Source organism: Pseudarthrobacter cellobiosi, from assembly GCF_023913755.1.
GTDB lineage: Bacteria > Actinomycetota > Actinomycetes > Actinomycetales > Micrococcaceae > Arthrobacter > Arthrobacter cellobiosi.
The window spans coordinates 71,385-93,710 of record NZ_JAMXBJ010000035.1 but is presented as its reverse complement, the minus strand read 5'-3'; the positions used below and the strand labels follow the sequence as shown (position 1 = coordinate 93,710).

Genomic DNA, 22,326 nt, shown 5'->3' with positions numbered 1-22,326 from the left:
AGGCCGGCACCTTTCCAAGACAAGGAAACCGGCCTCGGGCCATTACGGCTCAAACCTGAGGAACCCTCAAACAATTACCGACCCACGCACCTAGAGGGATTCCGCTTTGGCCGCGATTTCCGCCAGGTCCTTGGTGAGCGCCTTGCGCGTCATGCTCATGCCCAGCTTGCCGAAGAGGGTCATGCTGACCTTGCTGAGCAGAGTGGGTTTGACAACGTCGGCGCCGAAGGTCAGCGTCAGGTCCGTCCCGCCGTCGCGCTCGGCGAGGCTGAAGCGCGAGGTGTAGTCAGCGCCGCCCTGGAGGGCCTTGACCGTGGTGCTACGGGGAGGATCTGCCTGCGCCACCCACATCTCCACTGTCTCCGAGCGGCCCATCATGGTCCGCGTTTCCTTCCAGCGCGTCCCTTCGCCATAAGGCCCGTCGCTGAGCATCTGCACGGCGTCGATGCCGGACAGGGTGGCGGCGGAACCGGGGATGTCCGAGATGACCGCCCAGACCTTTTCGGGCGTGGCATGGATGTGCCGGGTCAGGCTTGTGCTGTGTTCCATGCATCGAGCCTAGTCGGGGGCGCTGACATTCGACAGGCCGCTGATATCGGGGCCCCTTGAAATGGTAAGCATGCTTTGTGTTATTCTGAAACGGCATTGTTTGATCCCCTGAAAACGAAAGGCGGCCAGACTCATGGGCCTCGGAGACAAGATCAGTAACGAAGCAGAGCACCTGGGCGGCAAGGCCAAGGAAGCGGCCGGCAACGCCACGGACAACGACAAACTCAAAGCCGAAGGCCAGGCGGACCAGGTCAAGGCTGACGCCAAGAAGGTCGGCGAAAACGTCAAGGACACCTTCAAGAACTAGTCCTTCCACATTCGAACGGCGGCGGATTCCCATGGGGGGTCCGCCGCCGTTCTCGTGTCCGCCGACCGCGTCGACGGAGGGGATCGACGGCGGCGGCTACCCTTGGCCCATGACTTATGTGGACCTGAGTGCGCAGAGTGCCGCTGCCGGCGGTTCGCCTTCGCTCGGCGGATATCTCGCCACGCCATCCGGACCAGGTCCGTTTCCCGCGGTCCTGATGATCCACGAAGCCTTCGGCCTGAACGAACTCGTTCGCGGGCATGCAGACCGGATGGCCCGAGCCGGGTACCTGACGCTGGCGGTGGACCTGTTCAGCGACGGCGGCCCGCGCCGCTGCCTGGTCAGCACCATGCGGAGCATGCTCAGGGGAAGCGGCCGCGCGTTCACCGACCTCGCCACCGCCCGCTCCTGGCTGGCCACTTCGCCGCTGTCCACCGGCAAGACCGGGGTGATCGGGTTCTGCATGGGCGGAGGATTCGCGCTGCTGGTGGCCCGCGACGGCTTCGACGCGGCCTCGGTCAACTACGGCCGCCTGCCCGGCAATCTCGAGGAAAGCCTCCGCGGCGCCTGCCCCATCGTGGCCAACTTCGGCGGCCGGGACCTCACCCTTAAGGGCGCGGCCGGCAAGCTTGAGACCGCCCTGGACAACCTCGGCATCGAAAACAGCGTCAAGGAATTTCCCACTGCAGGCCACGCGTTCCTCAACGAAATCGACCTGGGCCCGGCGGTTTTCCGGCCGCTGATGCGGNCACTGCAGGCCACGCGTTCCTCAACGAAATCGACCTGGGCCCGGCGGTTTTCCGGCCGCTGATGCGGGTCATGGGCATCGGCCCTGACCCGGAGTCCTCCCCCGAAGCCTGGCAGCGGATCGAAGACCACTTCGCCCGGCACCTCAAGAGCGTGGACGCCAACCGACCCCCATCGGTTGCTCCGTAGGCGCCCTTTTGAGCGCTCAAAAGGGCGGTCACGGAGCAACCGATGGGGGTTTCGACAGGCTCCACCAACGACGACGGCGGGCCGCCCCCGAAAGGGTGACCCGCCGACGTCGGACTTCTTAGCGTCCGACTTCTTAGCGTCCGTCCGCAGAGCGTCCGGCTGCTGAGGCGAAAAGACCTAGCAGAAGAGCTCGCTCTTGGGCTCGTTGTGCTTGACCTTCTGCCAGCCCAGCCACAGGACCAGGGCGAAGAACGGGATGGTGGCCAGTGTCCAGAGACCGAGGTGGAATACCTCGCCGGTCTTGCTGGTCATGGTGTCGAAGCCGATGAGCACGGCGATGGCCAGCAGCGCAATGAGTCCGGCCCAGCTGCTCCAGGTTCCGCCGGGCGCGGGCAGGGAGGAGACCTTGCCCTTCTTGTGGCGCAGCGCGATCTGGCTGGCGAAGATGGCGCCCCAGGTGAAGATCACGCCGATCGACGCGGAGTTGAGCGCGAGGTCGAAGGCGTGTGAGCCGCCCAGCCAGATGTTCAGCAGGATGCCAACGAGGTAGACGGCGCCGATTGCCAGGATGGCGGCGTACGGCACGTGGCTCTTGGACATCCTGGTCAGCCACTCCGGGGCGTGCCCGTTGTTGGCCATGGTCCGGAAGATCCGGCCGATCGAGTACAGGCCCGAGTTGCAGGAGGACAGCGCGGCGGTGATGACGATCATGTTCATAACATCGCCCATCCAGCCGAGGCCCATCTGGCCGAAAACGGTGACGAACGGCGAGGTACCGGCCACGTACTGGTCCGAGGGCAACAGCATCGCCAGGAGCGTCACCGAACCGACGTAGAACACCACGATGCGGAAGACGACGGCGCGGATCGCTTTGGGAACTTCCTTGGCGGGGTCCTGCATTTCACCGGCCGTGATGCCGACGAGTTCAATGCCGTTGTAGGCGAAAATCACGGCGTTCAGGACCAGGATCATCACCAGCGCACCCTTGGGGAACATTCCGCCTTCGGCTGCGAAGAGGTTGTTCACCGAGGCGTTGCCGTCGCCCACCTGGGCGTTGGTGACCACCATGAAGGTGCCCACGGCCAGGAAGATCACGATGGCGCCGACCTTGAGGCAGGAGGCCCAGAATTCAAATTCGCCGAACGCCTTGACGCTCATGAGGTTGACGCCCACGAGCAGCAGCAGCGCGGCGATGGCGCTGAGTTCGACCGGCACGTTGGGGAAGAAGAACTGGAAGTACAGTCCGATCGCGATGAGTTCAGCGATGCCGGTCATGGCCCAGTTGATGAAATACATCCAGCCGGACAGGTACGCGCCCTTTTTGCCGAACATTTCGCCGGCGTAGCTGACGAAGGAACCCGACGTCTGGCGGTACATGATGAGTTCGCCCAGGGCCCGCATCAGCAGGTAGGCGATGACGCCGGCAATGGCGTAGGAGAAGATGAGCGCAGGGCCAGTGGAGGCCAGGCGTCCGCCTGCACCCATGAAGAGGCCGACGCCGATGGCGCCGCCCATGGCAATCATGGTGACCTGGCGTCCGCTCAGGGATTTTTTGTAGCCCTCGGCGCTGAGGGTGGAGTCGACGACGGCGGATTGCGCCGTCGGGCTCACGAGTTCTGTGGGGGTACTTTGAGGCACAACAATTCCTTGTGGGTAGGGGATTGGCCGGCACCCTTGGCAGGGACTTCTCCATCCCGAAAATTCGGTTTCTTGATGCTTCAAGGAATTTTCTGTATGGAAAGTCACAGTACGTCGAAGTTCGCGCGGCCTGTCTATCCTACAAGACTCAAACCGCAGCAAGTGACGCGGGCTACACCCTGACCCGGTTAAGCCAAACTATTGCCACGCATGTGGGGATACTTCAGAACAATGTTCTGTTCGGCATCCTCCTGGACGCTGTACGTGCGCAAAGGTTCGGCGCCGGTGCTGGAGCAGCCCGTTTCCAGGCTGAACGCGTGCTGGTGCAGCGGGCAGATCACCACCTCCCGGTCGATGGTGCCGTCCGCAATGGGGCCGCCGCGGTGGGGGCAGACCGCGGACAGGGCGCGCAGGGTCCCGTCCCGCAGCCGGAAGACCGCCACCTGCTCGGCGTCCACCCCGAAGGCCCGGCCCTCACCGAACGGGATCTGGTCCACGGGGCCCAGGATGTGGCTGGTGGTGGTGACGGGCTCGGGACTGACGGGCTCCGTGCTGATCGGGTCGGCGCTCATCGGACCGGCACCTGGGGCAGGACCGTGAGCGGCAGGGACGTGCGGAACTGGCCCGGCGTAAGCGGATCGTCGCGTTCGCTCCACGGGTCCACGTAGCTGTCCACGGATGCCTGCATGGCGGCGTCCAGTTGCGCGGCGACACCTTCGGAATCCTCGACGATGACGGCGCGGAGATGCTCGATGCCCACCCGCGGCACAAAGGAGTAGGTCCGTTCCAGCCAGTTGGCCTGCTCGCGGTAGTACTGCATGAACCGGCCGGCCAGCAGCTTGACCTCCTCGGGGTCATCCACGGTGGCCAGCAGGTCGCCTTTGCGGATGTGGGCGCCCGCCGCTCCCCCGACGTAAAGCTCCCACCGTCCGCCCTCCACAGCCACCACACCCACGTCCTTGACCAGCGATTCCGCGCAGTTCCGTGGGCAACCGGACACAGCCAGCTTCAGCTTGGCCGGCGACTCGATGCCCTGGAACCGGGACTCGATCTCGATGCCCAGCTTGGTGGAGTCACCCGTGCCATAACGGCAGAAGTCCTTGCCCACGCAGGTCTTCACGGTGCGGAAGCTCTTGCCGTAGGCGTACCCGGAGGGCATGTCCAGGTCGGCCCAGACCTGCGGGAGGTCCTCCTTGGGGATCCCCAGGAGGTCGATCCGCTGCCCGCCGGTCAGTTTGATCAGCGGAACGTTGTGCTTCTCGGCGACGTCGGCGATGCGGCGCAGCTGCTGCACGGACGTCACGCCGCCCTTCATCTGCGGGACCACGGAGAACGTGCCGTCGCGCTGGATGTTGGCGTGCACGCGGTCGTTGATGAAGCGGGCGTCGCGTTCGTCGGTGTACTGGTCCGCGAGCATCATTTTCAGCAGTGATGCGAGGCCCATTTTGGATTTCGCGTCCTCGGCGCTGCCGGGAGCCAGTGCCATGAACACCTGGGAGACGGAGCGCAGGCCCTGTTTCCGGATGGCGGCCATCAGGGCCGGCTTGTCCAGCGGGATCCCGGGCACGTAGTAGCTGGCCGCTGGGTCCTCCTCCACCGCGCCGTCCGCGGCCCATTCCACCACCTGTTTGACCAGCAGCTTGCAGGAACCGCAGCCCTTGCCCGCCCGGGTGGCGTCCATGGCGCCGGAAACAGTGGTGCAGCCGCCCTTCACGGCGTCCACCAGGGCCTTCTTGCTGACGCCGTTGCAGTTGCAGACCTGGGCGCCGTCGTCGAGCTCGGCCACGCCCACCGCCTCACCCGGCCCGCCGACGTCGAACATCAGCGCGATCCGTTCGTCGGGCAACGGCAGCCCGCGGTCGTAGGCCTGCGTCAGGTAGGCCACCTTCCGGCTGTCGCCCAGCAGCGTGGCGCCCACCATTTTGTTGTCGCGGACCACGATGGACTTGAAAATGCCGCGGCTGGGCTCCGAGAAGACGATGTGCTCGTCCGTGTCGAGCTCGGGGCCGTGCAGTCCCATGGATGCCACGTCGACGCCGGCAACCTTCAGCTTGGTGGCGGTCCGCGAGCCAAGGTAGGCCGACGACGTATCGGCGCCGGTCACGTGGTTGGCAAGCACCACGGCCTGCTCCCACAACGGCGCAACCAACCCATAAACCTCGCCGCGGTGCTGGACGCACTCCCCCACGGCGTAGATGTCGTCTTCGTCCTGGACCCGGAGCCTGTCATCCACCACAATGGCCCGCTCCACCGGCAGCCCGCTCAGCACGGCCACGTCCACGTTCGGCCGGATGCCGGCGGCCACCACCACCATGTCGCAGGCGATGTCCTCCCGGTCCCGGAGGCTGACGCCGCTGACCATGTCCCTCCCGAGGACGGCTGTGGTGCGGCTGGACGTGTGCACCCGGATGCCCAGGGCCTCCACGCTCCTGCGCAGCACCGCGCCGCCGTCGGGCCCCATCTGGGCATTCATGAGGTGCCCGCCCGAGTGCACCACCTCCACCTCGATGCCGTGGCTTTTCAGGCCATAGGCCGCCTCCAAACCAAGCAGGCCGCCGCCGATCACCACGGCCCGCCGGTGATGCTCCTGCTGCGCATGCTGGACCATCCGTCGGGTGTCATCGATGGTGCGGAACCCGAACACACCGTGCTTCACGGACCCGCCGGGTGTGTACAGCCCGTCCATCGGCGGCATGTGGGAGCGGCTCCCGGTGGCGATGATGAGGGTGTCGTACGGTGTAACGCGGCCATCATTGGAAAAGACGTTCTTCGTGAACTTGTCGATCCGGTCAACACGGACCCCGGCGTGCAACGTGATGCTGTTCTCGCGGTACCAGGGCAGGGCGTTCAGGAAGATATCCGCGTCGGATTCTTCGCCGGAGAGGACGTGGCTGAGCATGATCCGGTTGTAGTTTCCGTACGGCTCGTCCCCGAACATGGTGATGGTGAACTGGTCCGCGCCGCCCCGGGCAAGGATCTCCTCCACCGCCCGGGCGCCGGCCATCCCATTGCCCACCACCACCAGCCGACGGCGTGGCGCGGCGCCTGTGTGCCTCCCCTGCGGCCGGTCAAGCACGCTGGTCATCAGTGTTCCACCATGCCCAGATCAACAACCACGGATCCCCCAACACCATCCGGGGCGGCGAGATAGAGCTCCACCACCGAGCCGCCGTCGATGTCCTCCACCACCCGCAGCGGCACATGGACCTCGCTCTTGGCACCGATGGGGAAGTACCGCATGGGCACGCCGTTCCGCATCAGGACCACCGTGATGAGCTCACTGCTCGAGTTGCCGCCCCGGAAGTAGAGCGTCTGGTTGATGACGCCATCCGGAACGTAGTGCGAGAGCTCGCTGTGGATGGGGACGGGTTTTTCCAGCCCCGTGCCCACAAACGGGAAGATGCCCTGCAGGAAAAGGTTCTTGGTGATCACGGACAGATCCTTTCGGCCGGCGGGAGACTGGCATAGGCCTATCTTCCGCCGCCGATGTTTCCGCCTGCCGGTCGGTGGGTAACAATCTTTTTACGCAAAACTCACCGTTTCCGCGCCGCCGCCGGGGCTCTTGCGCCGTTTCGGGCACGGGCAGTCGTGGCCCCCAAGGACGGTGGTGTGTCTTGGCTGCTTCAGGCCGCAGCCAGCACGCCCTTGTCCATCGAGTACCGGATCCAGCGCCCGGCCTCGTCCGTGCGCGAGTTGTCGGTCTTCTTCGCGCACCGGGCAAACCAGTCCCGAAGGGCGCGGTCGTGGCTGACCATAACCAGGGTCCCGGTGAAGCCGGCGAGCGCCTCCTCGAGCTGTTCCACCAGAACCGGCGCCAGGTGGTTGGTGGGTTCATCCACAATGAGCGTGCCGTAGCCGCCCAGCAGCAGCCGGGCCAGGGCAAGCCTGCGCTGCTGGCCCGCGGACAGGCTGCCCACCGGGACGTGGAACTCGCTGGTGCGGAACAGCCCCAGGCGCAGGAGTGCCTCGGCGTGCTCATCGATGTTGCCGCCAAGGCCGGCCGCGAAGGCCGGCAGCAGGCGGAGCGTGGGCCGCTGCGGCAGTTCGAGTTCCTGCTGCAGGTAGCCGATCCGCGCAGGCCGCTGAACCAACCCTTCGGCGGGCTCCAAGGTTCCCGCCAGCACGGAGAGCAGCGTGGATTTGCCGGCGCCGTTCGGACCCGTGATGAGGATCTTCTCGCCCGTGCGGGCCACGAAATCAGTGACGCCCAGGCGGCCGGGAACTGCGACGCCTCGGGCCACGAGGACCGCCGACGCGGTCAAGAGCGAGTCATCCCCGGGTGCGGCAGCTGCCCCGGGCCCCGCAGGCGCCACAGACAGAGCCTCCGGTTCCACGGCGAGCTCCGCCGCAAGCCGCAGCGGCACCGGCGGGCGGTCAATGGGGCTCGCTTCCAGCCGACGGAGCCGTTCCTGCGCGTTGCGGACCTTGCTGGTCGCCGCTTTCTGCCAGGTGCCGGCCTTGAAGTCGAAGCCCATCTTGTCGTTGTCGCGCTTGCGGGCATAGCCCATCCTGTCGGTCACGGTGTCCGCCTGCCGCTGCTCCGCCTCCATCGCGTCGATCCACTCGTGGTACTGCTGGACCCAGCGCTGGCGTTCGGCGGCCTTCTCGCGGAGGTAGCCGTCGTAGCCGTTGCCGTAGCGGGTCACGGTACGGCGCTCGGCATCAACCTCAATCACGGTACTGGCCACCTTGCGGAGCAGCACGCGGTCGTGGGACACCACCACCACTGTCCCGCGATGGGCGGCCAGCCGGTCCTCCAGCCAGGCGGTTCCGCGGGCATCGAGATGGTTGGTGGGTTCGTCCAGGAGCAGGATGTCCGCCGGATCGGCCAGGACACACGCCAGCGCCACGCGCTCCTGCTCGCCGCCGGAGAGCGATCCCAGCGTTCGCTTCCGGTCCAGGCCACCCAGGCCCAGCCGGTCGAGCGCCGCCTCCACTCGGGATTCCGCGGCGTAGCCCTCGCGCAGCTGGTACTCGGTCTGCAGCCGGCCGTAGGTTTCCAGCTCGTCGTCCTCGGCATCGGCGAGGCCGGCCTCCAGCCGGTCAAGTTCGGCTTCGAGGGCGCGCAGCGAGGCCAGGGAAGCGTCGACGGCGGCGCCCACGGTGAAGGATTCGGGCAGGCCGTGCGTCTGGGCAAGGTAGCCCACGCGGCCGTGGCTGACCGCAGTTCCTTCGTCGGGCGCTTCCAGCCCGGCCAGGATCCGGAGCAGCGTGGATTTGCCGGCACCGTTTTCGCCGACGATGGCAACATGCTCGCCGGCCGTGATGACCAGGCCGATTCCGTCCAGCAATTGCCGGTCGCCGTAGCCGTGGGAGACGCCGGAAAGGTTCAGGTGTTCAGTCAAGACAAGTCCTCGCAAGATTCCGCAGTGTGGCCGCCGGAACTGGTGCTCGACGGCGGCCCTGGATTCGGGGGAACAGTCCGGCATTGCCGGGCTGCTGCTCAGGACTTCATCGCTCCAGCTTCCCCGCCGGAAGCCGCAGCGTCAAGCCGGGACACCACCGGTGACGCCATTATTCGCCAGAAAGTATTGACGTGACACCAAAATGACGTCAGCATGGTGTCATGCAACTCAACCAATACGTCTCCGCCGTCCAGCATCAGCTGGGTGTTGCCGCCGAAGCCGGTGGCCCTGAGGCCCGGGAACTCAGCGAACGCCTCACTGCCGCGCTTGACTCCACTGTCCGGCTCGTCCTCCTCGAAGCCCTCTCCGACGCCGCCAGCGAGATCACCCTCGAGCTGGCCCCGGCGTCGGTGGAGGTACGGCTCCGGGGCCGCGATCCGGAGTTTGTGGTTACCAGCCCGCCCGCCGCCAGCGACTTCGAATTGGTGACTGAACGCTCCAGCCAGCCGGCCCGGCAGGCCCCGGAAGTGTTCGACGGCGCCAGCACCTCGCGCACGACGCTCCGCCTTCCGGACCACCTCAAGCAGCAGGTTGAAGAGGCCGCCGGCCTTGAAGGCCTGTCCGTGAACTCCTGGCTGATCCGGGCCGTCGCGGACGCGCTCAACGGCAGCCAATCCACCCATCGGACCATTCGCCGCGATCCCGGCGAGCAGAACTTCACAGGATGGGCACGCTGATGACAATCTTCGAGACCCCCCAACCAATCGCCGTCGTAGTGGACGTGTCCGTCCGTGCCGACATTCTGATTGTCGCCGGCAACCGCACCGACACCGTAGTCAACATCCGGCCCCGCGAGGTAACCCGGGCCCTGGACATCAAGGCGGCGGAGCAGACCACCGTGGACTACACGGATGGACGCCTGCAGGTACGGCTGCGACCCCAGCGCCGCCACAGCTGGTTCGGCGACGGCGGCGCCGTGGACATCACCGTTGAAGTGCCCATCGGCTGCAGCCTGGAGTTGAAGTCCGGCATGGGCGACCTCCGCTGCGAAGGTGAATTCAGCTCCGCCGAACTGAAGACGGAAATGGGCCACGTCCAGCTCGATCACTGCACGGAACTCCGGGTCCACACGGGCATGGGCGATGTGACCGTGGAACGCGTCGCGGGGCGGGCCGAGATCAAGACCGGCTCGGGCAAGATCCGGATCCGGGAAATCGATGGGACCGCCAGCGTCAAGAACGGCAACGGCAGCACGTACATCGTGGATGCCGCCGGTGAACTCAAGGTCAGTGCCGCCAACGGGGACGTCGCCGTTGAACGGGCCGGCGACACCACCACTATCAAGGCCTCCAACGGCGACATCACGGTCGGCGAGGTGGCCCGCGGAATCCTGACCATCCAGACCGCCGCGGGTTCGTTGGCCATCGGCGTCCGCGAAGGCAGCGCCGCGTGGCTGGACCTCAGCACAAAGTACGGGCGCGTCCGCAACGGACTCGACGCCACCACCGGGCCAAGCGAGACGGACGCCAAAGTGGAGATCCGCGCCCGCAGCGCCTACGGCGATATCACCGTGCGGCGTTCCCCTGTTCCCACGCGGTAAAACTCCACCAGGTAAAGAACCACACCAGGCATGACCTCTGCAAAGGAAAAGTCATGGCAGGCACCCAAACGGTCATCACAACCGCAAGTCCGTCCGGGCCTAGCCAACCAGAAGCGCGGCGGCCTTCCTGCGGCGGGCCTTCGCCAGCCGGGTGCCGATCAGTCCTTGCCGAGGGCTGAACAGGTAGACGGCGGCGAACACCACGCCCTGCGTGAGCACCACCATGGCGCCCGAAGCCGTGTCCAGGTAGTAGCTGAAGTAGATGCCGGCGATGGAGCACACCGCTGAAATCACCGGGGCGATGACCAGCATCCGGTTGAAGCGGTCCGTGAGCAGGTAGGCCGTGGCGCCGGGGATGATGAGCATGGCCACCACCAGCACCACACCCACTGTCTGCAGCGCCACCACCGACGTCAGCGCCAGCAGCCCCATGAGCAGCGCCCCCAGCCGTTTCGGGGAGAGCCCGATCGCGTGGGCGTGCGTGGGATCGAACGCATAGAGGGTCAGGTCGCGGCGCTTCAGGATCAGGATGACGAAGGCGACGACGCCCAGCACCAGCACCTGGATCAGGTCCGGGATGCTGACGCCCAGGAGGTTGCCGAAGATGATGTGGTTCAGGTCCGTCTGGCTGGGTGTGACCGAGATCAGCACCAGGCCAAGGGCAAACAGCGACGTGAACACAATGCCGATCGCGGCGTCCTCCTTCACCCGGCTGGTGTTGCGGACGACGCCGATCAGGGTCACCGCAATCAGCGCGAACACCAGCGCACCGAGCGCGAACGGGGCGCCAACTATGTAGGCCAGCACTACGCCGGGCAGCACTGCGTGGGAGACGGCGTCGCCCATCAGGGACCAGCCGATCAGCACCAGCCAGCAGCTGAGGACGGCACAGACGACGGCGGCGAGCGCGGTGGTGATGATGGCGCGGACCATGAAGTCGTAGCTGAGCGGTTCGAGCAGGATGTCGAGGAGTTCCATGGGTCAGCCCCTGCTCTCGGTGCCGGCGTGGGTAGCCGCGCTGGTGGTGGCGGGGTGGGCAGGTTCCGGGAGCTCGCGGTTCAGCACATCCAGGCCGAACGCCATGGCGAGGTTCTCCGGCTGCAGGACCAGTTCCGGGGCGCCGTGCATCAGGACCCGGCGCATGAGGAGTACGGCTTCGTCGCACAGGTTGGGCAGGGCGTGGAGGTCGTGGGTGGAGATCAGGATAGTGCAGCCGTCGGAGGCGAGCTCGCGCAGCAGCCGGGTGATGGTGGCCTCGGAGCGCTTGTCCACACCGGCGAACGGTTCGTCCAGGAGCATCATGGTGGCACCCTGGGCGATGCCGCGGGCCACAAAAGCACGCTTCTTCTGCCCGCCGGACAGCTGCCCGATCTGCCGCTCCGCGTACTCGCCCAGTTCCACGCGGTCCAGTGCCTGGTCGACGGCGGCGCGGTCGGCCTTGGAGGGGCGCCGGGTGAAGCCCTGGTGCCCGTAGCGGCCCATCATCACCACATCGCGGACAGACAGCGGGAACTGCCAGTCAACATCCTCGCTCTGCGGCACGTAGCCGATCCCGCCCTCCTTGCGCGCCCTGGTGGGTGACTGTCCGCCGATCAGCACGCGGCCGGCGTCGGGCTTGATCATTCCCATGATCACCTTGAACAGGGTGGATTTCCCGGACCCATTCATGCCGATCAGGCCGCAGATCCGGGCGGCGTCCACGGTGAGCGAGGCGGAATCGAGCGCCAGGACCTCGCCGTAGTGGACGGTGACGTTTTCAACCAGGATGGCCGGGGTGCTCATTACTTCGCCCCTGCTGCGGAGCCGGTGGAGGTGCCGGTTGAGGTGCCGGCCAGGGCCTTGGTGATGACATCGGCGTCGTGCCTGATCAGGTCCAGGTAAGTGGGTACGGGACCGTCGGCTTCGGACAGCGAATCCACATAAAGTGTGCCGCCGAACTTCGCGCCGGTGGCGCCCACCAGCTGCTGCATGGGGGCATCGGACACCGTTGATTCACAGAACACGGCGGGAACCTGGTTCGCCTTGACGTACTCGATGGCGCGGGTGATCTGCTGCGGCGTGGCCTGCTGTTCGGCGTTGACCGCCCAGATGTAGACCTCTTTGAGCCCGGCGTCGCGGGCCAGATAGGAGAAGGCGCCTTCGCAGGTCACCAGGGCGCGCTGGTTCTCCGGGAGGCCAGCGAGGCTTGCCTTAATCTCGTCCTGCACACCCTGCAGTTCGGCCTTGTACGCGTCACCGTTGGCCTTGAAAGCCGCGGCGTTCTCCGGGTCAAGCTCGCTGAACGCCTTCACCATGTTGTCCACATAGATCTGCACGTTCACCGGCGACATCCACGCATGCGGGTTCGGTTTGCCCTGGTAGGAGTCCTCGCTGATGGACATGACTTCCACACCGTCACTGACCACGGCGTGCGGCACGTCCAGGCCCTCCACGAACTGCCCGAACCAGGCTTCGAGGTTCAGGCCGTTGTCAAGGATGAGATCCGCCTTGGCCGCCTTGCGTATGTCGCCGGGGGTGGGTTCGTAGCCGTGGATTTCGGCGCCCGCCTTGGTGATCGACTCCACGGTGAGCTTGTCCCCCGCAACGTTCCGGGCGACGTCGGCCAGCACCGTGAAGGTGGTCAGGACCACCGGCTTGTCACTGTCGCTGTTGCCTGACGCGTCACCCCCGCACGCGGTAAGGGAGAGTGACAGGAGGACGACGGCGGCGGCGCCGGCAGCGCGGAACGCCGCCGTTCCCCGGGCGAGGGTTCGGATGGCTACTTTGGCGCGCCGAAACAAAAAGTTAGGCATGCCGAATATTCTACCGGACGCCGATCTGGCCCCGCAATGTGACGCCCACCAGCACGACCCGCCCCAACTAGGTAGCGCTAACTGTCGCTTTGGGGCCTCAAAACGACAGTTAGCGCTACCTAGTTGGGGTGGAGCTAGGCTGAAGACATGGCCACCACACACCGGAAACCACCCGCGCCGCAGCCCGAGCTGTACCGGTCTTCCGCCCTTGATTTCACCGCCGTCGGCCTCTATGTGGCCGCGGCCGGGCTCTTCGCCGTGGCCGGGGAACTGCTGGTCCCGTTCATAAGCCAGTTTGCCCCCAGCCCGGCCGCAGCGTCGTACGGCGTGAACCTCATCTTCTATGGCTCGATCGGGATCCTGGCGCTGGCCGCCGCCCGCCGGGTGGCGGCCCGGGACCTGCGCGTGCTGGCCACCCGTCCGTGGTTCACGCTGCTGATGGTGCCCGCGGCGGTGGTGGCCATGATGATCCTCACGGCCGTGGTGGTGTCGGCCGCTGGCGGAGTCGAGACGTCGGCAAACCAAGCCGGACTGCAGGCGCTGATGCAACAGGTCCCTGCCTGGCTGATGGTGCCTGTCCTGGTGGTGGTGGGCCCGTTTGTGGAGGAGTACATCTTCCGGCACCTGCTGATCGGCAAGCTCAGCCGCCAGCTCAACATCTGGCTGTGCTGTGCCCTCTCTGTGGTCCTCTTTGCTGGCATCCATATCGCAGGCCAGGAAGCCATCACGCTCAGTGCGTTGCTCCCCTATCTGGCCATGGGCGCCACGCTGGTATTTGTCTACGTGTGGACCGGGAAAAACCTGATGTTCTCCTACTTTGTGCACGCGGCGAAGAACCTGCTGGCGGTCATCTTCATCTACGCCATCCCGCCCGAGCTATTCGAGCAGTTGCAGCAGGTCCAGCCCTGACAGCTGCCGTACCCGAGGGCAACGGGTTCTGCATCAGCTGACCCGATTACTAGACTTGTCCGGTGAGCAACCAAATTCCCGCCAAGGTGTCCGACGTCTTTGACCCCACCCGCTGGCGCACCGTGTCGGGTTTCGACAATTTCCAGGACATGACCTACCACCGGCAGGTAGAGCGTGTTTCGACGGGCTCAACAACCGGAACGGAAACCAGGGACCTGCCCACCGTCCGCATCGCCTTCAACCGCCCGGAAGTCCGCAACGCCTTCCGCCCCGGCACCGTGGACGAGCTCTACCGCGCCATGGACCACGCCCGCATGACCCCGGACGTCGCCACGGTCCTGCTCACCGGCAACGGCCCCTCCCCCAAGGACGGCGGACACAGCTTCTGCTCCGGCGGGGACCAGCGGATCCGCGGCCGGGACGGGTACCGCTATGCAGACGGTGAGACCACGGAAACCATCGATCCCGCCCGCGCCGGGCGCCTCCACATCCTCGAGGTCCAGCGGCTCATGCGGACCATGCCCAAGGTGGTCATCGCTGTCGTGAACGGCTGGGCCGCCGGCGGCGGGCACTCCCTGCACGTGGTCTCGGACCTCACCATCGCCTCCCGCCAGCACGGCAAGTTCAAGCAGACAGACGCCACGGTGGGAAGTTTCGACGCCGGGTACGGCTCGGCGCTGCTGGCCCGCCAGATCGGCCAGAAGTCCGCCCGCGAGATCTTCTTCCTGGCCCGCGAGTACTCCGCGGACGACATGGTCCGCATGGGCGCTGTGAACGAGGCCGTGGACCACGAGCGCCTCGAAGAGGTGGCCCTGGAATACGCCGCGGACATCGCCCGGCAGTCACCGCAGGCCATCCGCATGCTGAAATTCGCCTTCAACCTTGCCGACGACGGCCTGGCCGGCCAGCAGGTCTTCGCCGGCGAAGCCACGCGCCTGGCCTATATGACAGACGAGGCGGTGGAAGGCAAGGAAGCCTTCCTGGAGAAACGGGACCCGGACTGGTCCCGCTTCCCGCACTACTTCTAGGCACCACTTCAAGCCGGCCGGCCTCCAAGCCCCGGCTGACTTCAAAGGCAGGACGGCACATGAATCTCGGAACCCAGACCATCGGTCCCACGGACATCGACCCGGTGCTCAAAGCCCTGGCCGCCGCCCTCCACGGTGAGGGACCCGCCGTCGAACTTTCCGTGGGCCCCGACGGCGAACTGGTGGTGGGACACACTGAGACGCCCGGCTGCGATGACGCCGTGGCGGTGGTCCGCACATCCGGCTCGACGGGCGCGCCGAAGGCCACCATCCTGACCGTCGAGGCGCTGGCGGCCTCATCCATGGCCACCGCCCTTGCGCTCGAGGGTGAGGGCCAGTGGCTCCTGGCGCTGCCCGTGCAGTACGTGGCCGGCGTGCAGGTCCTGGTGCGGTCGCTGTTCGCCGGCACACGCCCGTGGGTGATGGACATGTCCGGCGGTTTCACCCCCGAGGCGTTCACGGCCGGTGCCCTGGAGCTGACCGACAAGTTCCGCTTCACCTCGCTGGTCCCCACACAGCTCCAACGCCTCTTGGAGGCACCGTCGCCGGAGACCCTGGCCGTCCTGCGGCGGTTCAACGGCATCCTGTTGGGCGGCGCACCGGCGTCGGCCGGGCTGCTGGACGCCGCCCGCGAGGCCGGCGTCAGGGTGATCACCACCTACGGGTCCGCCGAAACCTGCGGCGGCTGCGTGTACGACGGCGTGCCGCTGGAAGGCGTCCAGGTCCGGGTGGCCGATGACGGCCGTATCCTGTTGGGCGGCGACACCGTGGCCGCCGGGTATGTGGATGCGCCGGAAGCGACGGACACGTTTTTCGAGGAGGACGGCGTCCGCTGGTACCGCACCAATGACCTCGGCACCCTGGACGCGGACGGCCGGCTCACCGTGCTGGGCCGTGCCGACGACGTCATCATCACCGGCGGCGTTAAGGTCTCGGCCGCGCATGTGCAGGAAGAGCTGGAAAAGTCCGACGGCGTCGCGGCGGCTTTTGTGGCGGGCGTCCCGTCCACGGAATGGGGCCAGGCTGTTGCCGCGTTTGTTGCGCTCGACGCCGGCACCGCTGGCGCTGCCTCAGCCGCGGGCTCGGGTGCCACTGGCAGCACAACCGGGGATCACGCCGTCGTACTCAAAGAGGAATGGCACCGGCGGCTGGGCCTCCTGGCACCGAAAACCGTGCTGGCTGCCCCGGAACTGCTATTGCTTCCCAACGGCAAGCCGGACCGCCTGGCGATGATCGACCGGCTCAACTCGCTGCATCAGGGAAAGTAGAGTAGACCTGCAGCGGTGGCCCATTCGCGGCCGCCACTACCGTTTCACCGTTCTCCCGACCCAACAGAGGTACTGACCGTGGCCACAGCCGCACAATGGATCCAAGGCGCCCGCCTCCGCACTTTGCCGGCCGCCATCGCCCCGGTACTGATCGGCACCGCCGCGGCCTACGAGCTGGATTCGTTCCGCCCCGTTAATGCCGTGCTGGCCGCCCTGGTGGCGCTGCTCCTGCAGATCGGCGTGAACTACGCCAACGATTACTCGGACGGCGTCCGCGGCACCGACGAGGACCGCGTTGGACCGCTGCGGCTGGTGGGCTCCGGCGCCGCCCGGCCGGAACACGTCAAATATGCAGCGTTCGGCGCCTTCGCCGTGGCCATGCTGTTCGGCCTGGCGCTGGTGGTGATCACCCAGAGCTGGTGGCTGATCCTGGTGGGAGTCGGCTGCGTCATGGCCGCATGGGGCTACACCGGCGGCAAGAACCCCTACGGCTACATGGGCCTGGGCGACGTCTTTGTGTTTGTCTTCTTCGGCCTGGTGGCAACGCTCGGCACCACCTACACCCAGGCCGGCCAGGTCAACCTGCCGGCCGTTATCGGCGCGATCGGCACCGGTCTCATTGCCTGCGCCCTGCTGATGGCCAACAACGTCCGCGACATCCCCACCGACATCCAGGCCGGAAAAAAGACCCTGGCCGTGCGCCTGGGCGACAAGCACGCCCGCGAAAGCTACGTGCTGATGCTCGCCGTGGCCATCCTGCTGGTGGTCATCCTGGCTCCCGGGCGGCCGTGGATGCTGATCGTGCTGCTGCTGATCCCGGCCTGCCTGATGCCCGCCTGGCTGATGATCAACGGCCGCAAGCGCAAGAGCCTCATTCCCGTGCTCCAGCAGACCGGCCTGATCAACCTCGGCTACAGCCTGCTGTTCTCACTGGGACTGGTGCTCAGCCACGGATTCTAGGCCTCGGGCGCCTTCGTTTCGGGTGCCTTCGGGCCGCTGTTCCGGATGGTGATGTCCGGGTTGGCGTCCAGGAGGCTGTCCTCGGCTTCGGCGTCGGCCACCTCGCTTTCACTTCGCAGCGGCTTGGCCTTGCCGGAGAGCCGTCCGTGAATGGCGGCAGCGGCGTCGTCGCGCTGTTTCTGGAAGAAAAGGTAGCTGACCGCAAACGCGATCAGCGCTGCGCAGATGACTGACAGCACCGCCCCCAGCTTCAGGAACATAAAGAGCACAAAGAGCGGCGCAAACAGCGCCAGCCGGATCAGGGAGTATTTCAGAAAAGCCACGGTACAAGTTTAGCCGCCCTGCCTGAACGCCCCCGGCCTGCGGACGATAGACTTAATGGCATGCTCTTCCGTGTGGTTCTCGCCGTCGCCGTTCTCGTCATCTTTGTGTATGGCCTGGTGGACGTGATCCGCACTGACGGCCGCCTCACCCGCGGGATCTCCAAGCCGGCCTGGATCGTGGTGATGATTGTCCTTCCGGTGGTTGGCGCCATCCTGTGGCTGTTGATCGGCCGCCCGCGTGACTCAGCCCCGGTCCGCCAAACACGCAGCCATCCCACCGCCCCGGATGATGATCCCGATTTCCTCCGCAACCTGGAAATGCGCCGCCGCAACCAGGCCGAAGCCGCCCGCCTCAAGAAGCTCAAGGATGACCTTGAGGCGAAGACCAAGGCCGACGGCGATGCCAGCACAGGAGACGCGGACACCCACGATACCGGTGACGTGAAGTAGGAGAAACATGGCCCAGCACCCCGACGGAGAATCCCAACAGCCAGTTGCACCCGCCGGGGCTGCCGCGCCTCCTCCGCCGCCGCCACGGCCCGGGCTGTCCTACGCCGCACCGGCGCCCATCCTGGTCATTCCGCCCGCACCGCGGAGTGTCCGCCTGGCGCGGACACTCTGGCTACTCAGCTTCGTTGCCGGCTTGGCCGTACTCATCGGTTCCTTCCTCACCCGCGACTCACACCTGGAGCGGCTCCGCACTGTGGTGGACCAGATGTCCCCCGGCGGCGGACCTGACGCTGTAACCACATCCGCGACCATTGTTTTCTGGGGTAGCCTGGGCGCCCTGCTGCTGGTGATCCTGCTCGAAGCGGCGGCGCTGGCAATTTTCTCAGCGCGCCGCGGCTGGTCCCGCTGGCTCATGATCCCGCTGCTGGCCGGGCAGGTACTGGTCATGGTGGTGGCCGCGGCTTTCCTCGTCCCCGAGGGCGACGCCGGCAGCTATGTTGTCCTGCTCTGGGGAGCCCAGTCGGGCTTGGCCTTCTTCGGCCTGGCAGCGGTTTTTGTGCCGTCGGCAGGCAGGTGGCTCAAGGCAGCGCGGATCCAGTCGGCGCAGGTCAGGCCGGCGCGGACGCGGCAATAAGGGCTGACCTCAGGCGGACTGCGGGTGCAGCTGCCGGGCCGAGCATTCAGCCACGACGCCCTCACAGCTGCGCATCACCACGCGGCAGGCCTCCACGGCTGAGCGCTCCGTCAGCGGGTTTTCCGATACCGTCCGCCACCGGTTTAGGCAGCGGCGGGCTTCGGCCAGGACTACGTCCGGTCCGGCATCCTGAGCCAGCCCCATCCTCAGGGCGGGCGCCGCACCCCAGCCGCCGACCAGCCTTTCAGCCTCCGCCGCCAATTCATCACTGAGGGATACCCCCGTAGTACGGATCGTGGCGAGCAGGCGGAGCTCACGGAACTCATGGGCGTTGGCCTGAAGGCGTTCCAAGGCTGCGGCCAGGCGGCCGGCCCCCTCCCTGGGCGCGGTGCGCAGCAAGCTTTCCACTCCCACCAAGGCAGTGCGGGCTTTGAGGGCATCCCCGCGGGCCTGGAACTGCCGGGCCACAAGGTGCAGCAAGGGGTCCAGCCCGCTGCGCCGGGCCAGTTCATGCGCCAGTGGCGTGGGTTCCGTGAAGCCACTCCGAATCAGCACCACGCCCAGCCGTATCCCAAACAGCCCGAACCGCTCAAGGAGGGAGGCCCGGGCTTCAGCGCCCAGGCTTTGCGGGACAGAGGCCCTGATGAACCTGTCCGCCGAGAGCAGCATCCGCTCCCGGGCGGACCGCTCCATGCCGGCCAGGACCTGCAGAGACTCGAAGTCCGACTGGCGCATGCTGCGTGCACTCTGCGCCAGCAGCCCCGCCACTGGGACCACGCCCAACGCCAGCTTCCGCAGGCTGTGGTCCCGGCGATAACGCTCGGCGATCTCACCGGCTGAGAGAAGTGAATCAATGCGGCCAGCGCCGATCTCATCGGCCCGGGACAGCACGGCAAGGGCGTTCACGGTTCCCGACCTACCCGCCTCGGTATCCCTGAAGGATTCGAGGAACCGCAGGTCCGAGGCGTGCATGTGGCGCATCAGGTAGATGATGGCATCAGCCTCGGAGGGCGCGTCCACGGGGATGAGGAAATCGGTGGACCGGGCAGAGATGTCTTCGGACAACGAGGCGATTCCCGGGGTGTCTATCAGGGTGAGCTCGCGCAAGGCCGGCGAGGGCCACTCCACCACCAGCCGCTCCACGTCCTCGGCGCGGGCGTTGCCCAGGACAAACACCAGGCGGCCGTCCACACGCTTCAGCGGCAGGATATGCGGTTCACCGGCAATGGGGTAGGCCGTGATCCGCGGCGTGTGCCCGTAGCGGTACCAGGTCACAATCCTTGTGCATTCCCCGGTGTCGGTCGGGGCGATCTCCTCCCCTATGATGGCGTTCAGCAGCGTGGATTTTCCCGCCTTGACCATGCCTGCCACAGCGAGTCTGAGGGGCTCGGACAGCCGCCGGGCATAAGTCTCCAATGCCGCAGCCGCAGCGGGGTCGTCCGCATACACGAGCAGGGCGTCCTGGATCAGGTCCGCCACTCCCGCGCTGATGGACTCCTTCATCTGGCCGCCGCAACCACCGGCGCCGTGCCCGCCGACTGGCCGCCCGTCGTCGGACTTCCCGACGCCGGGTTTCCCATCGCCGTGCCGCGCCCGGCCGGAGACTGCGAGGCCTGCGGCCCCGGGGATTGGGCCACTTCGGCGGCCACCAGGCCGGCGGCATGGTGCAAGGCGTCCACCTTCTTGAGCTCGGCCTTGATCTCGCGGATGCGGATGTCCTTTTCCAGCGTGTAGGTGGTGGCTGCCTTCTGGGCCGCCGCCACCGAATCCGCCAGGGAGCGGTGGTGTTCGTCCGCGATTTCCGTGAAGTGGTCCCGGGTGGAGCGCTGCACCAGCCGCAGCCGGTCCTTGAGCTGTTTGCCCACCTGGAAGGTGACATCGTCCAGCTGCCGGCGGACCAGCGCCTTGGCTTCGGCCTGCCGGCGCTTCAACCGTGCTTCCTTGTCCTCGCGGTACGCCTTGCGGCCCAGCAGCAGGCCCGCGCCCACTGACAGGGGATTGATCAGGGCCATACCGAAGATTCCCGTCAAGAGCCCGAACATCAGCACGCCCCCGTAGGATCCGCGCATGCCGATCAGGACCTTCTGCAGGGGGTTCACGTGCCCGTCGTCGAGCCTTGGCATGTTGTCCACCGGGTCCAACGCGTCGCCGGTGTCCGAAACGTGAAGCACCGGCAGGGCCACTTCGTCCTCTGAAAAATGCTCCGCCACCTGCGCGGCCAGCCACTGCGCGCGTTCGCTGGTCCACACAAACGTGTCCGAGATCGCGGCGGCGGCGCACTCCTCGAGCCACGCGGAAAACTGGGTCCAGGTGGGGCCGGGATCGCCCTGGTCAATAGCAGCCTCGGCTTCGCGCTGGATGCGCCGCAGGCGGTCCCGGAGGTCGTACTCCATGTCCGCGATCAGGTCGCCGATGCCGTCGTTGAGCGTAATCTGCCACCGGGCGGAACGTTTGCGCAGCTCATCGGCCTGTGTCTTCGCCTCCTCCAGCCCTGCAATCATCCGCGGCGTCCCCCCAGGATCCTCAAGCGCTCCCAGTTCGGACCGCAAGGACAGGCGCAGGTTCTCAGTCACGGAGAGCAGGTCCTGGCTGACGGAGCGCCGTTGCAGCCGTTCCGCCTTGCCCACAATTTCATTCCGGAGGTGGCCGATCAGCACGGGGAAACCCGACTCGGCGTTGAGTTCGCTGTCCTGCAGGCGTGCAGCCTCCAGCCGGAGATCTGAGGAAACCGCGAACAGTGGGATGTCCGGCGCCACCTGCGCGAGCTGGGCATGGTCCATGGCCTCCACACGCCGCCAGTCCGGATACAGGTCCGTTTTGGACAGGATGCCCGCAACGCTCGGGGTGATCCGCATGGCCTGGCGCAGGAACCGCATTTCGGGCTCGGTGTATTCCTGCGAGGCATCTGAAACCAGCAGCATGGCGTCCGCTGTGGGCAAGGCTGTGAGGGTGGTCAATGTGTGCGAGGACCCCAGTCCTCCGACGCCCGGGGAATCGATGACCGTCAGCCCGCCGGCCAGGACCTTGCGGGGCAGGAAAACTTCGGCCGCTACCAGCTTCTTGACGTTTCCGGGGTTGCCCCGCTCGGAAACGTAAGCCGCCAGGTCCGCTATGTTGATGGGCTGCCGCTCCAGTGCGGCTTCGTCGCCGGGCTCTGTGCCGGCTTTGGGCAGCAGGATGGCGGCGGACGCGGGTTCCCCGTGGCGGACCACGGTGGGCACCGACGTGGCGATGTCGTCGTCGACAGGGCACACCGGGGCGTTCACCAGGGCGTTGATAAGTTTGCTTTTTCCTTGCTTGAATTCCCCCACCACGATCACGCGGATACTCGGATCCTTCAGCCTGCGCAGGGTCTGGTCCAGGCGTTTCCGCAGGTCCGCGCGGTCCCCTGTCCCCACCAGCTCGATGCCCTGCTCCACCAGCAACGCCAGCTGGCCGGCGTTCATCGGCACCGGCGTACGTCCAGGGCCTCCCGGTCGTTGCGATTCAGCCATAATCTGTCCTTTGCAGCAGGGGTGCGGGTGGGACGGGGGATAATCCGCGAAGAGCCCGGCAGGAGGTGGATGGCCTCCTGCCGGGCGCTCCCG

22 protein-coding genes are annotated in these 22,326 nt (G+C 66.5%); 10 read left to right on the top strand and 12 right to left on the bottom strand.

Annotation, left to right across the window (positions count from 1 at the left end):
- Positions 1 to 90 precede the first annotated feature (90 nt).
- Positions 91 to 549 carry an SRPBCC family protein gene (locus tag NG696_RS05535; RefSeq protein WP_252570223.1) on the bottom strand — a complete coding sequence of 153 codons (459 nt, stop codon included), beginning with the start codon at positions 547 to 549 and terminating at the stop codon, positions 91 to 93.
- Between the two features lie 133 nt (positions 550 to 682).
- On the opposite strand from NG696_RS05535, the gene NG696_RS05530 reads away from it, so the two are divergent.
- Positions 683 to 856 carry a CsbD family protein gene (locus tag NG696_RS05530; protein WP_252570224.1) on the top strand — a complete coding sequence of 58 codons (174 nt, stop codon included), beginning with the start codon at positions 683 to 685 and terminating at the stop codon, positions 854 to 856.
- Between the two features lie 31 nt (positions 857 to 887).
- A complete protein-coding gene (locus tag NG696_RS05525) occupies positions 888 to 1,667 on the top strand; it encodes a dienelactone hydrolase family protein (protein WP_445260427.1) in 780 nt (259 codons plus the stop codon).
- A 302-nt stretch (positions 1,668 to 1,969) separates the two neighbouring features.
- On the opposite strand, the gene NG696_RS05520 is transcribed toward NG696_RS05525, so the two are convergent.
- From NG696_RS05520 to NG696_RS05500, 5 genes are all read right to left on the bottom strand, one after another.
- A complete protein-coding gene (locus NG696_RS05520) occupies positions 1,970 to 3,430 on the bottom strand; it encodes an amino acid permease (protein WP_104060428.1) in 1,461 nt (486 codons plus the stop codon).
- A gap of 188 nt (positions 3,431 to 3,618) precedes the next feature.
- Positions 3,619 to 4,002, bottom strand: a complete 384-nt coding sequence (locus NG696_RS05515) for a Rieske (2Fe-2S) protein (protein ID WP_104060429.1) — start codon at positions 4,000 to 4,002, stop codon at positions 3,619 to 3,621.
- Positions 3,999 to 6,515, bottom strand: a complete 2,517-nt coding sequence (gene nirB, locus NG696_RS05510) for a nitrite reductase large subunit NirB (RefSeq protein WP_252574580.1) — start codon at positions 6,513 to 6,515, stop codon at positions 3,999 to 4,001. Before nirB ends, NG696_RS05515 begins: the two co-directional genes overlap by 4 nt.
- Positions 6,515 to 6,862, bottom strand: coding sequence for a molybdopterin oxidoreductase (locus NG696_RS05505; RefSeq protein ID WP_252570231.1), 348 nt, complete (start codon positions 6,860 to 6,862; stop codon positions 6,515 to 6,517). Before NG696_RS05505 ends, nirB begins: the two co-directional genes overlap by 1 nt.
- 191 nt (positions 6,863 to 7,053) lie before the next feature.
- The gene (locus NG696_RS05500; RefSeq protein WP_252574578.1) at positions 7,054 to 8,775 is read right to left on the bottom strand and encodes an ABC-F family ATP-binding cassette domain-containing protein; all 1,722 of its coding nucleotides are present in this window, start codon (positions 8,773 to 8,775) and stop codon (positions 7,054 to 7,056) included.
- 221 nt (positions 8,776 to 8,996) lie between these two features.
- Between NG696_RS05500 and NG696_RS05495 the strand changes: the two genes are divergently transcribed.
- Entirely contained in the window at positions 8,997 to 9,512 is a 516-nt protein-coding gene (locus tag NG696_RS05495) for a histidine kinase (protein WP_252574576.1), read from the top strand.
- Positions 9,512 to 10,375: a DUF4097 family beta strand repeat-containing protein gene (locus NG696_RS05490; RefSeq protein ID WP_252574573.1), complete on the top strand. Its 864-nt coding sequence runs from the start codon at positions 9,512 to 9,514 to the stop codon at positions 10,373 to 10,375. The genes NG696_RS05495 and NG696_RS05490 overlap by 1 nt, the downstream gene beginning before the upstream one ends.
- Positions 10,376 to 10,474: 99 nt before the next feature.
- Here the strand turns inward: NG696_RS05490 and NG696_RS05485 are convergent, their stop codons facing one another.
- The 3 genes from NG696_RS05485 to NG696_RS05475 are packed head-to-tail and all read right to left on the bottom strand — an operon-like array spanning position 10,475 to position 13,167.
- Positions 10,475 to 11,353, bottom strand: a complete 879-nt coding sequence (locus NG696_RS05485) for a metal ABC transporter permease (RefSeq protein WP_252570238.1) — start codon at positions 11,351 to 11,353, stop codon at positions 10,475 to 10,477.
- A gap of 3 nt (positions 11,354 to 11,356) precedes the next feature.
- Positions 11,357 to 12,157, bottom strand: a complete 801-nt coding sequence (locus tag NG696_RS05480) for a metal ABC transporter ATP-binding protein (RefSeq protein ID WP_252570240.1) — start codon at positions 12,155 to 12,157, stop codon at positions 11,357 to 11,359.
- Positions 12,157 to 13,167 (bottom strand): metal ABC transporter substrate-binding protein, encoded by a 1,011-nt coding sequence (locus NG696_RS05475; RefSeq protein WP_252574570.1) that lies wholly within the window; start codon positions 13,165 to 13,167, stop codon positions 12,157 to 12,159. Before NG696_RS05475 ends, NG696_RS05480 begins: the two co-directional genes overlap by 1 nt.
- Positions 13,168 to 13,314: 147 nt before the next feature.
- Between NG696_RS05475 and NG696_RS05470 the strand changes: the two genes are divergently transcribed.
- From NG696_RS05470 to NG696_RS05455, 4 genes are all read left to right on the top strand, one after another.
- Entirely contained in the window at positions 13,315 to 14,076 is a 762-nt protein-coding gene (locus NG696_RS05470) for a CPBP family intramembrane glutamic endopeptidase (protein WP_252570244.1), read from the top strand.
- 62 nt (positions 14,077 to 14,138) lie between these two features.
- Entirely contained in the window at positions 14,139 to 15,104 is a 966-nt protein-coding gene (locus tag NG696_RS05465) for a 1,4-dihydroxy-2-naphthoyl-CoA synthase (protein ID WP_252574568.1), read from the top strand.
- Between the two features lie 59 nt (positions 15,105 to 15,163).
- Positions 15,164 to 16,372, top strand: a complete 1,209-nt coding sequence (locus NG696_RS05460; protein WP_252570248.1) for an AMP-binding protein — start codon at positions 15,164 to 15,166, stop codon at positions 16,370 to 16,372.
- Positions 16,373 to 16,450: 78 nt separating this feature from the next.
- Positions 16,451 to 17,332 carry a 1,4-dihydroxy-2-naphthoate polyprenyltransferase gene (locus tag NG696_RS05455; protein ID WP_252570250.1) on the top strand — a complete coding sequence of 294 codons (882 nt, stop codon included), beginning with the start codon at positions 16,451 to 16,453 and terminating at the stop codon, positions 17,330 to 17,332.
- Here NG696_RS05455 and NG696_RS05450 read toward each other — a convergent pair.
- On the bottom strand, positions 17,329 to 17,655 hold the full coding sequence (locus NG696_RS05450) for a DUF4229 domain-containing protein (RefSeq protein WP_252570252.1): 327 nt from the start codon (positions 17,653 to 17,655) through the stop codon (positions 17,329 to 17,331). The two genes, NG696_RS05455 and NG696_RS05450, sit on opposite strands and share 4 nt — an antisense overlap.
- A gap of 60 nt (positions 17,656 to 17,715) precedes the next feature.
- Here NG696_RS05450 and NG696_RS05445 point away from each other — a divergent pair, with 60 nt between their 5' ends.
- Both NG696_RS05445 and NG696_RS05440 read left to right on the top strand, forming a co-directional pair.
- Positions 17,716 to 18,105, top strand: coding sequence for a PLD nuclease N-terminal domain-containing protein (locus tag NG696_RS05445; protein WP_252570254.1), 390 nt, complete (start codon positions 17,716 to 17,718; stop codon positions 18,103 to 18,105).
- Positions 18,106 to 18,112: 7 nt separating this feature from the next.
- Positions 18,113 to 18,739, top strand: a complete 627-nt coding sequence (locus tag NG696_RS05440) for a hypothetical protein (protein ID WP_252570256.1) — start codon at positions 18,113 to 18,115, stop codon at positions 18,737 to 18,739.
- A 9-nt stretch (positions 18,740 to 18,748) separates the two neighbouring features.
- On the opposite strand, the gene NG696_RS05435 is transcribed toward NG696_RS05440, so the two are convergent.
- Complete coding sequence (locus NG696_RS05435; protein ID WP_252570258.1) at positions 18,749 to 20,242, bottom strand: dynamin family protein; 1,494 nt, start codon at positions 20,240 to 20,242, stop codon at positions 18,749 to 18,751.
- The gene (locus NG696_RS05430) at positions 20,239 to 22,185 is read right to left on the bottom strand and encodes a dynamin family protein (protein WP_252570583.1); all 1,947 of its coding nucleotides are present in this window, start codon (positions 22,183 to 22,185) and stop codon (positions 20,239 to 20,241) included. Before NG696_RS05430 ends, NG696_RS05435 begins: the two co-directional genes overlap by 4 nt.
- Positions 22,186 to 22,326 lie beyond the last annotated feature (141 nt).

Excerpts from the sequence above, each read along its gene's own strand:
- NG696_RS05460 (WP_252570248.1), top strand. The coding sequence starts at position 15,164 with ATGAATCTCGGAACCCAGACCATCGGTCCCACGGACATCGACCCGGTG.
- NG696_RS05430 (WP_252570583.1), bottom strand. The coding sequence starts at position 22,185 with ATGAACGCCGGCCAGCTGGCGTTGCTGGTGGAGCAGGGCATCGAGCTG.
- NG696_RS05480 (WP_252570240.1), bottom strand. The coding sequence starts at position 12,157 with ATGAGCACCCCGGCCATCCTGGTTGAAAACGTCACCGTCCACTACGGC.
- NG696_RS05445 (WP_252570254.1), top strand. The coding sequence starts at position 17,716 with ATGCTCTTCCGTGTGGTTCTCGCCGTCGCCGTTCTCGTCATCTTTGTG.
- NG696_RS05485 (WP_252570238.1), bottom strand. The coding sequence starts at position 11,353 with ATGGAACTCCTCGACATCCTGCTCGAACCGCTCAGCTACGACTTCATG.
- NG696_RS05470 (WP_252570244.1), top strand. The coding sequence starts at position 13,315 with ATGGCCACCACACACCGGAAACCACCCGCGCCGCAGCCCGAGCTGTAC.
- NG696_RS05495 (WP_252574576.1), top strand. The coding sequence starts at position 8,997 with ATGCAACTCAACCAATACGTCTCCGCCGTCCAGCATCAGCTGGGTGTT.
- NG696_RS05490 (WP_252574573.1), top strand. The coding sequence starts at position 9,512 with ATGACAATCTTCGAGACCCCCCAACCAATCGCCGTCGTAGTGGACGTG.
- NG696_RS05440 (WP_252570256.1), top strand. The coding sequence starts at position 18,113 with ATGGCCCAGCACCCCGACGGAGAATCCCAACAGCCAGTTGCACCCGCC.
- nirB (WP_252574580.1), bottom strand. The coding sequence starts at position 6,515 with ATGACCAGCGTGCTTGACCGGCCGCAGGGGAGGCACACAGGCGCCGCG.
- NG696_RS05475 (WP_252574570.1), bottom strand. The coding sequence starts at position 13,167 with ATGCCTAACTTTTTGTTTCGGCGCGCCAAAGTAGCCATCCGAACCCTC.
- NG696_RS05535 (WP_252570223.1), bottom strand. The coding sequence starts at position 549 with ATGGAACACAGCACAAGCCTGACCCGGCACATCCATGCCACGCCCGAA.
- NG696_RS05435 (WP_252570258.1), bottom strand. The coding sequence starts at position 20,242 with ATGAAGGAGTCCATCAGCGCGGGAGTGGCGGACCTGATCCAGGACGCC.
- NG696_RS05515 (WP_104060429.1), bottom strand. The coding sequence starts at position 4,002 with ATGAGCGCCGACCCGATCAGCACGGAGCCCGTCAGTCCCGAGCCCGTC.
- NG696_RS05530 (WP_252570224.1), top strand. The coding sequence starts at position 683 with ATGGGCCTCGGAGACAAGATCAGTAACGAAGCAGAGCACCTGGGCGGC.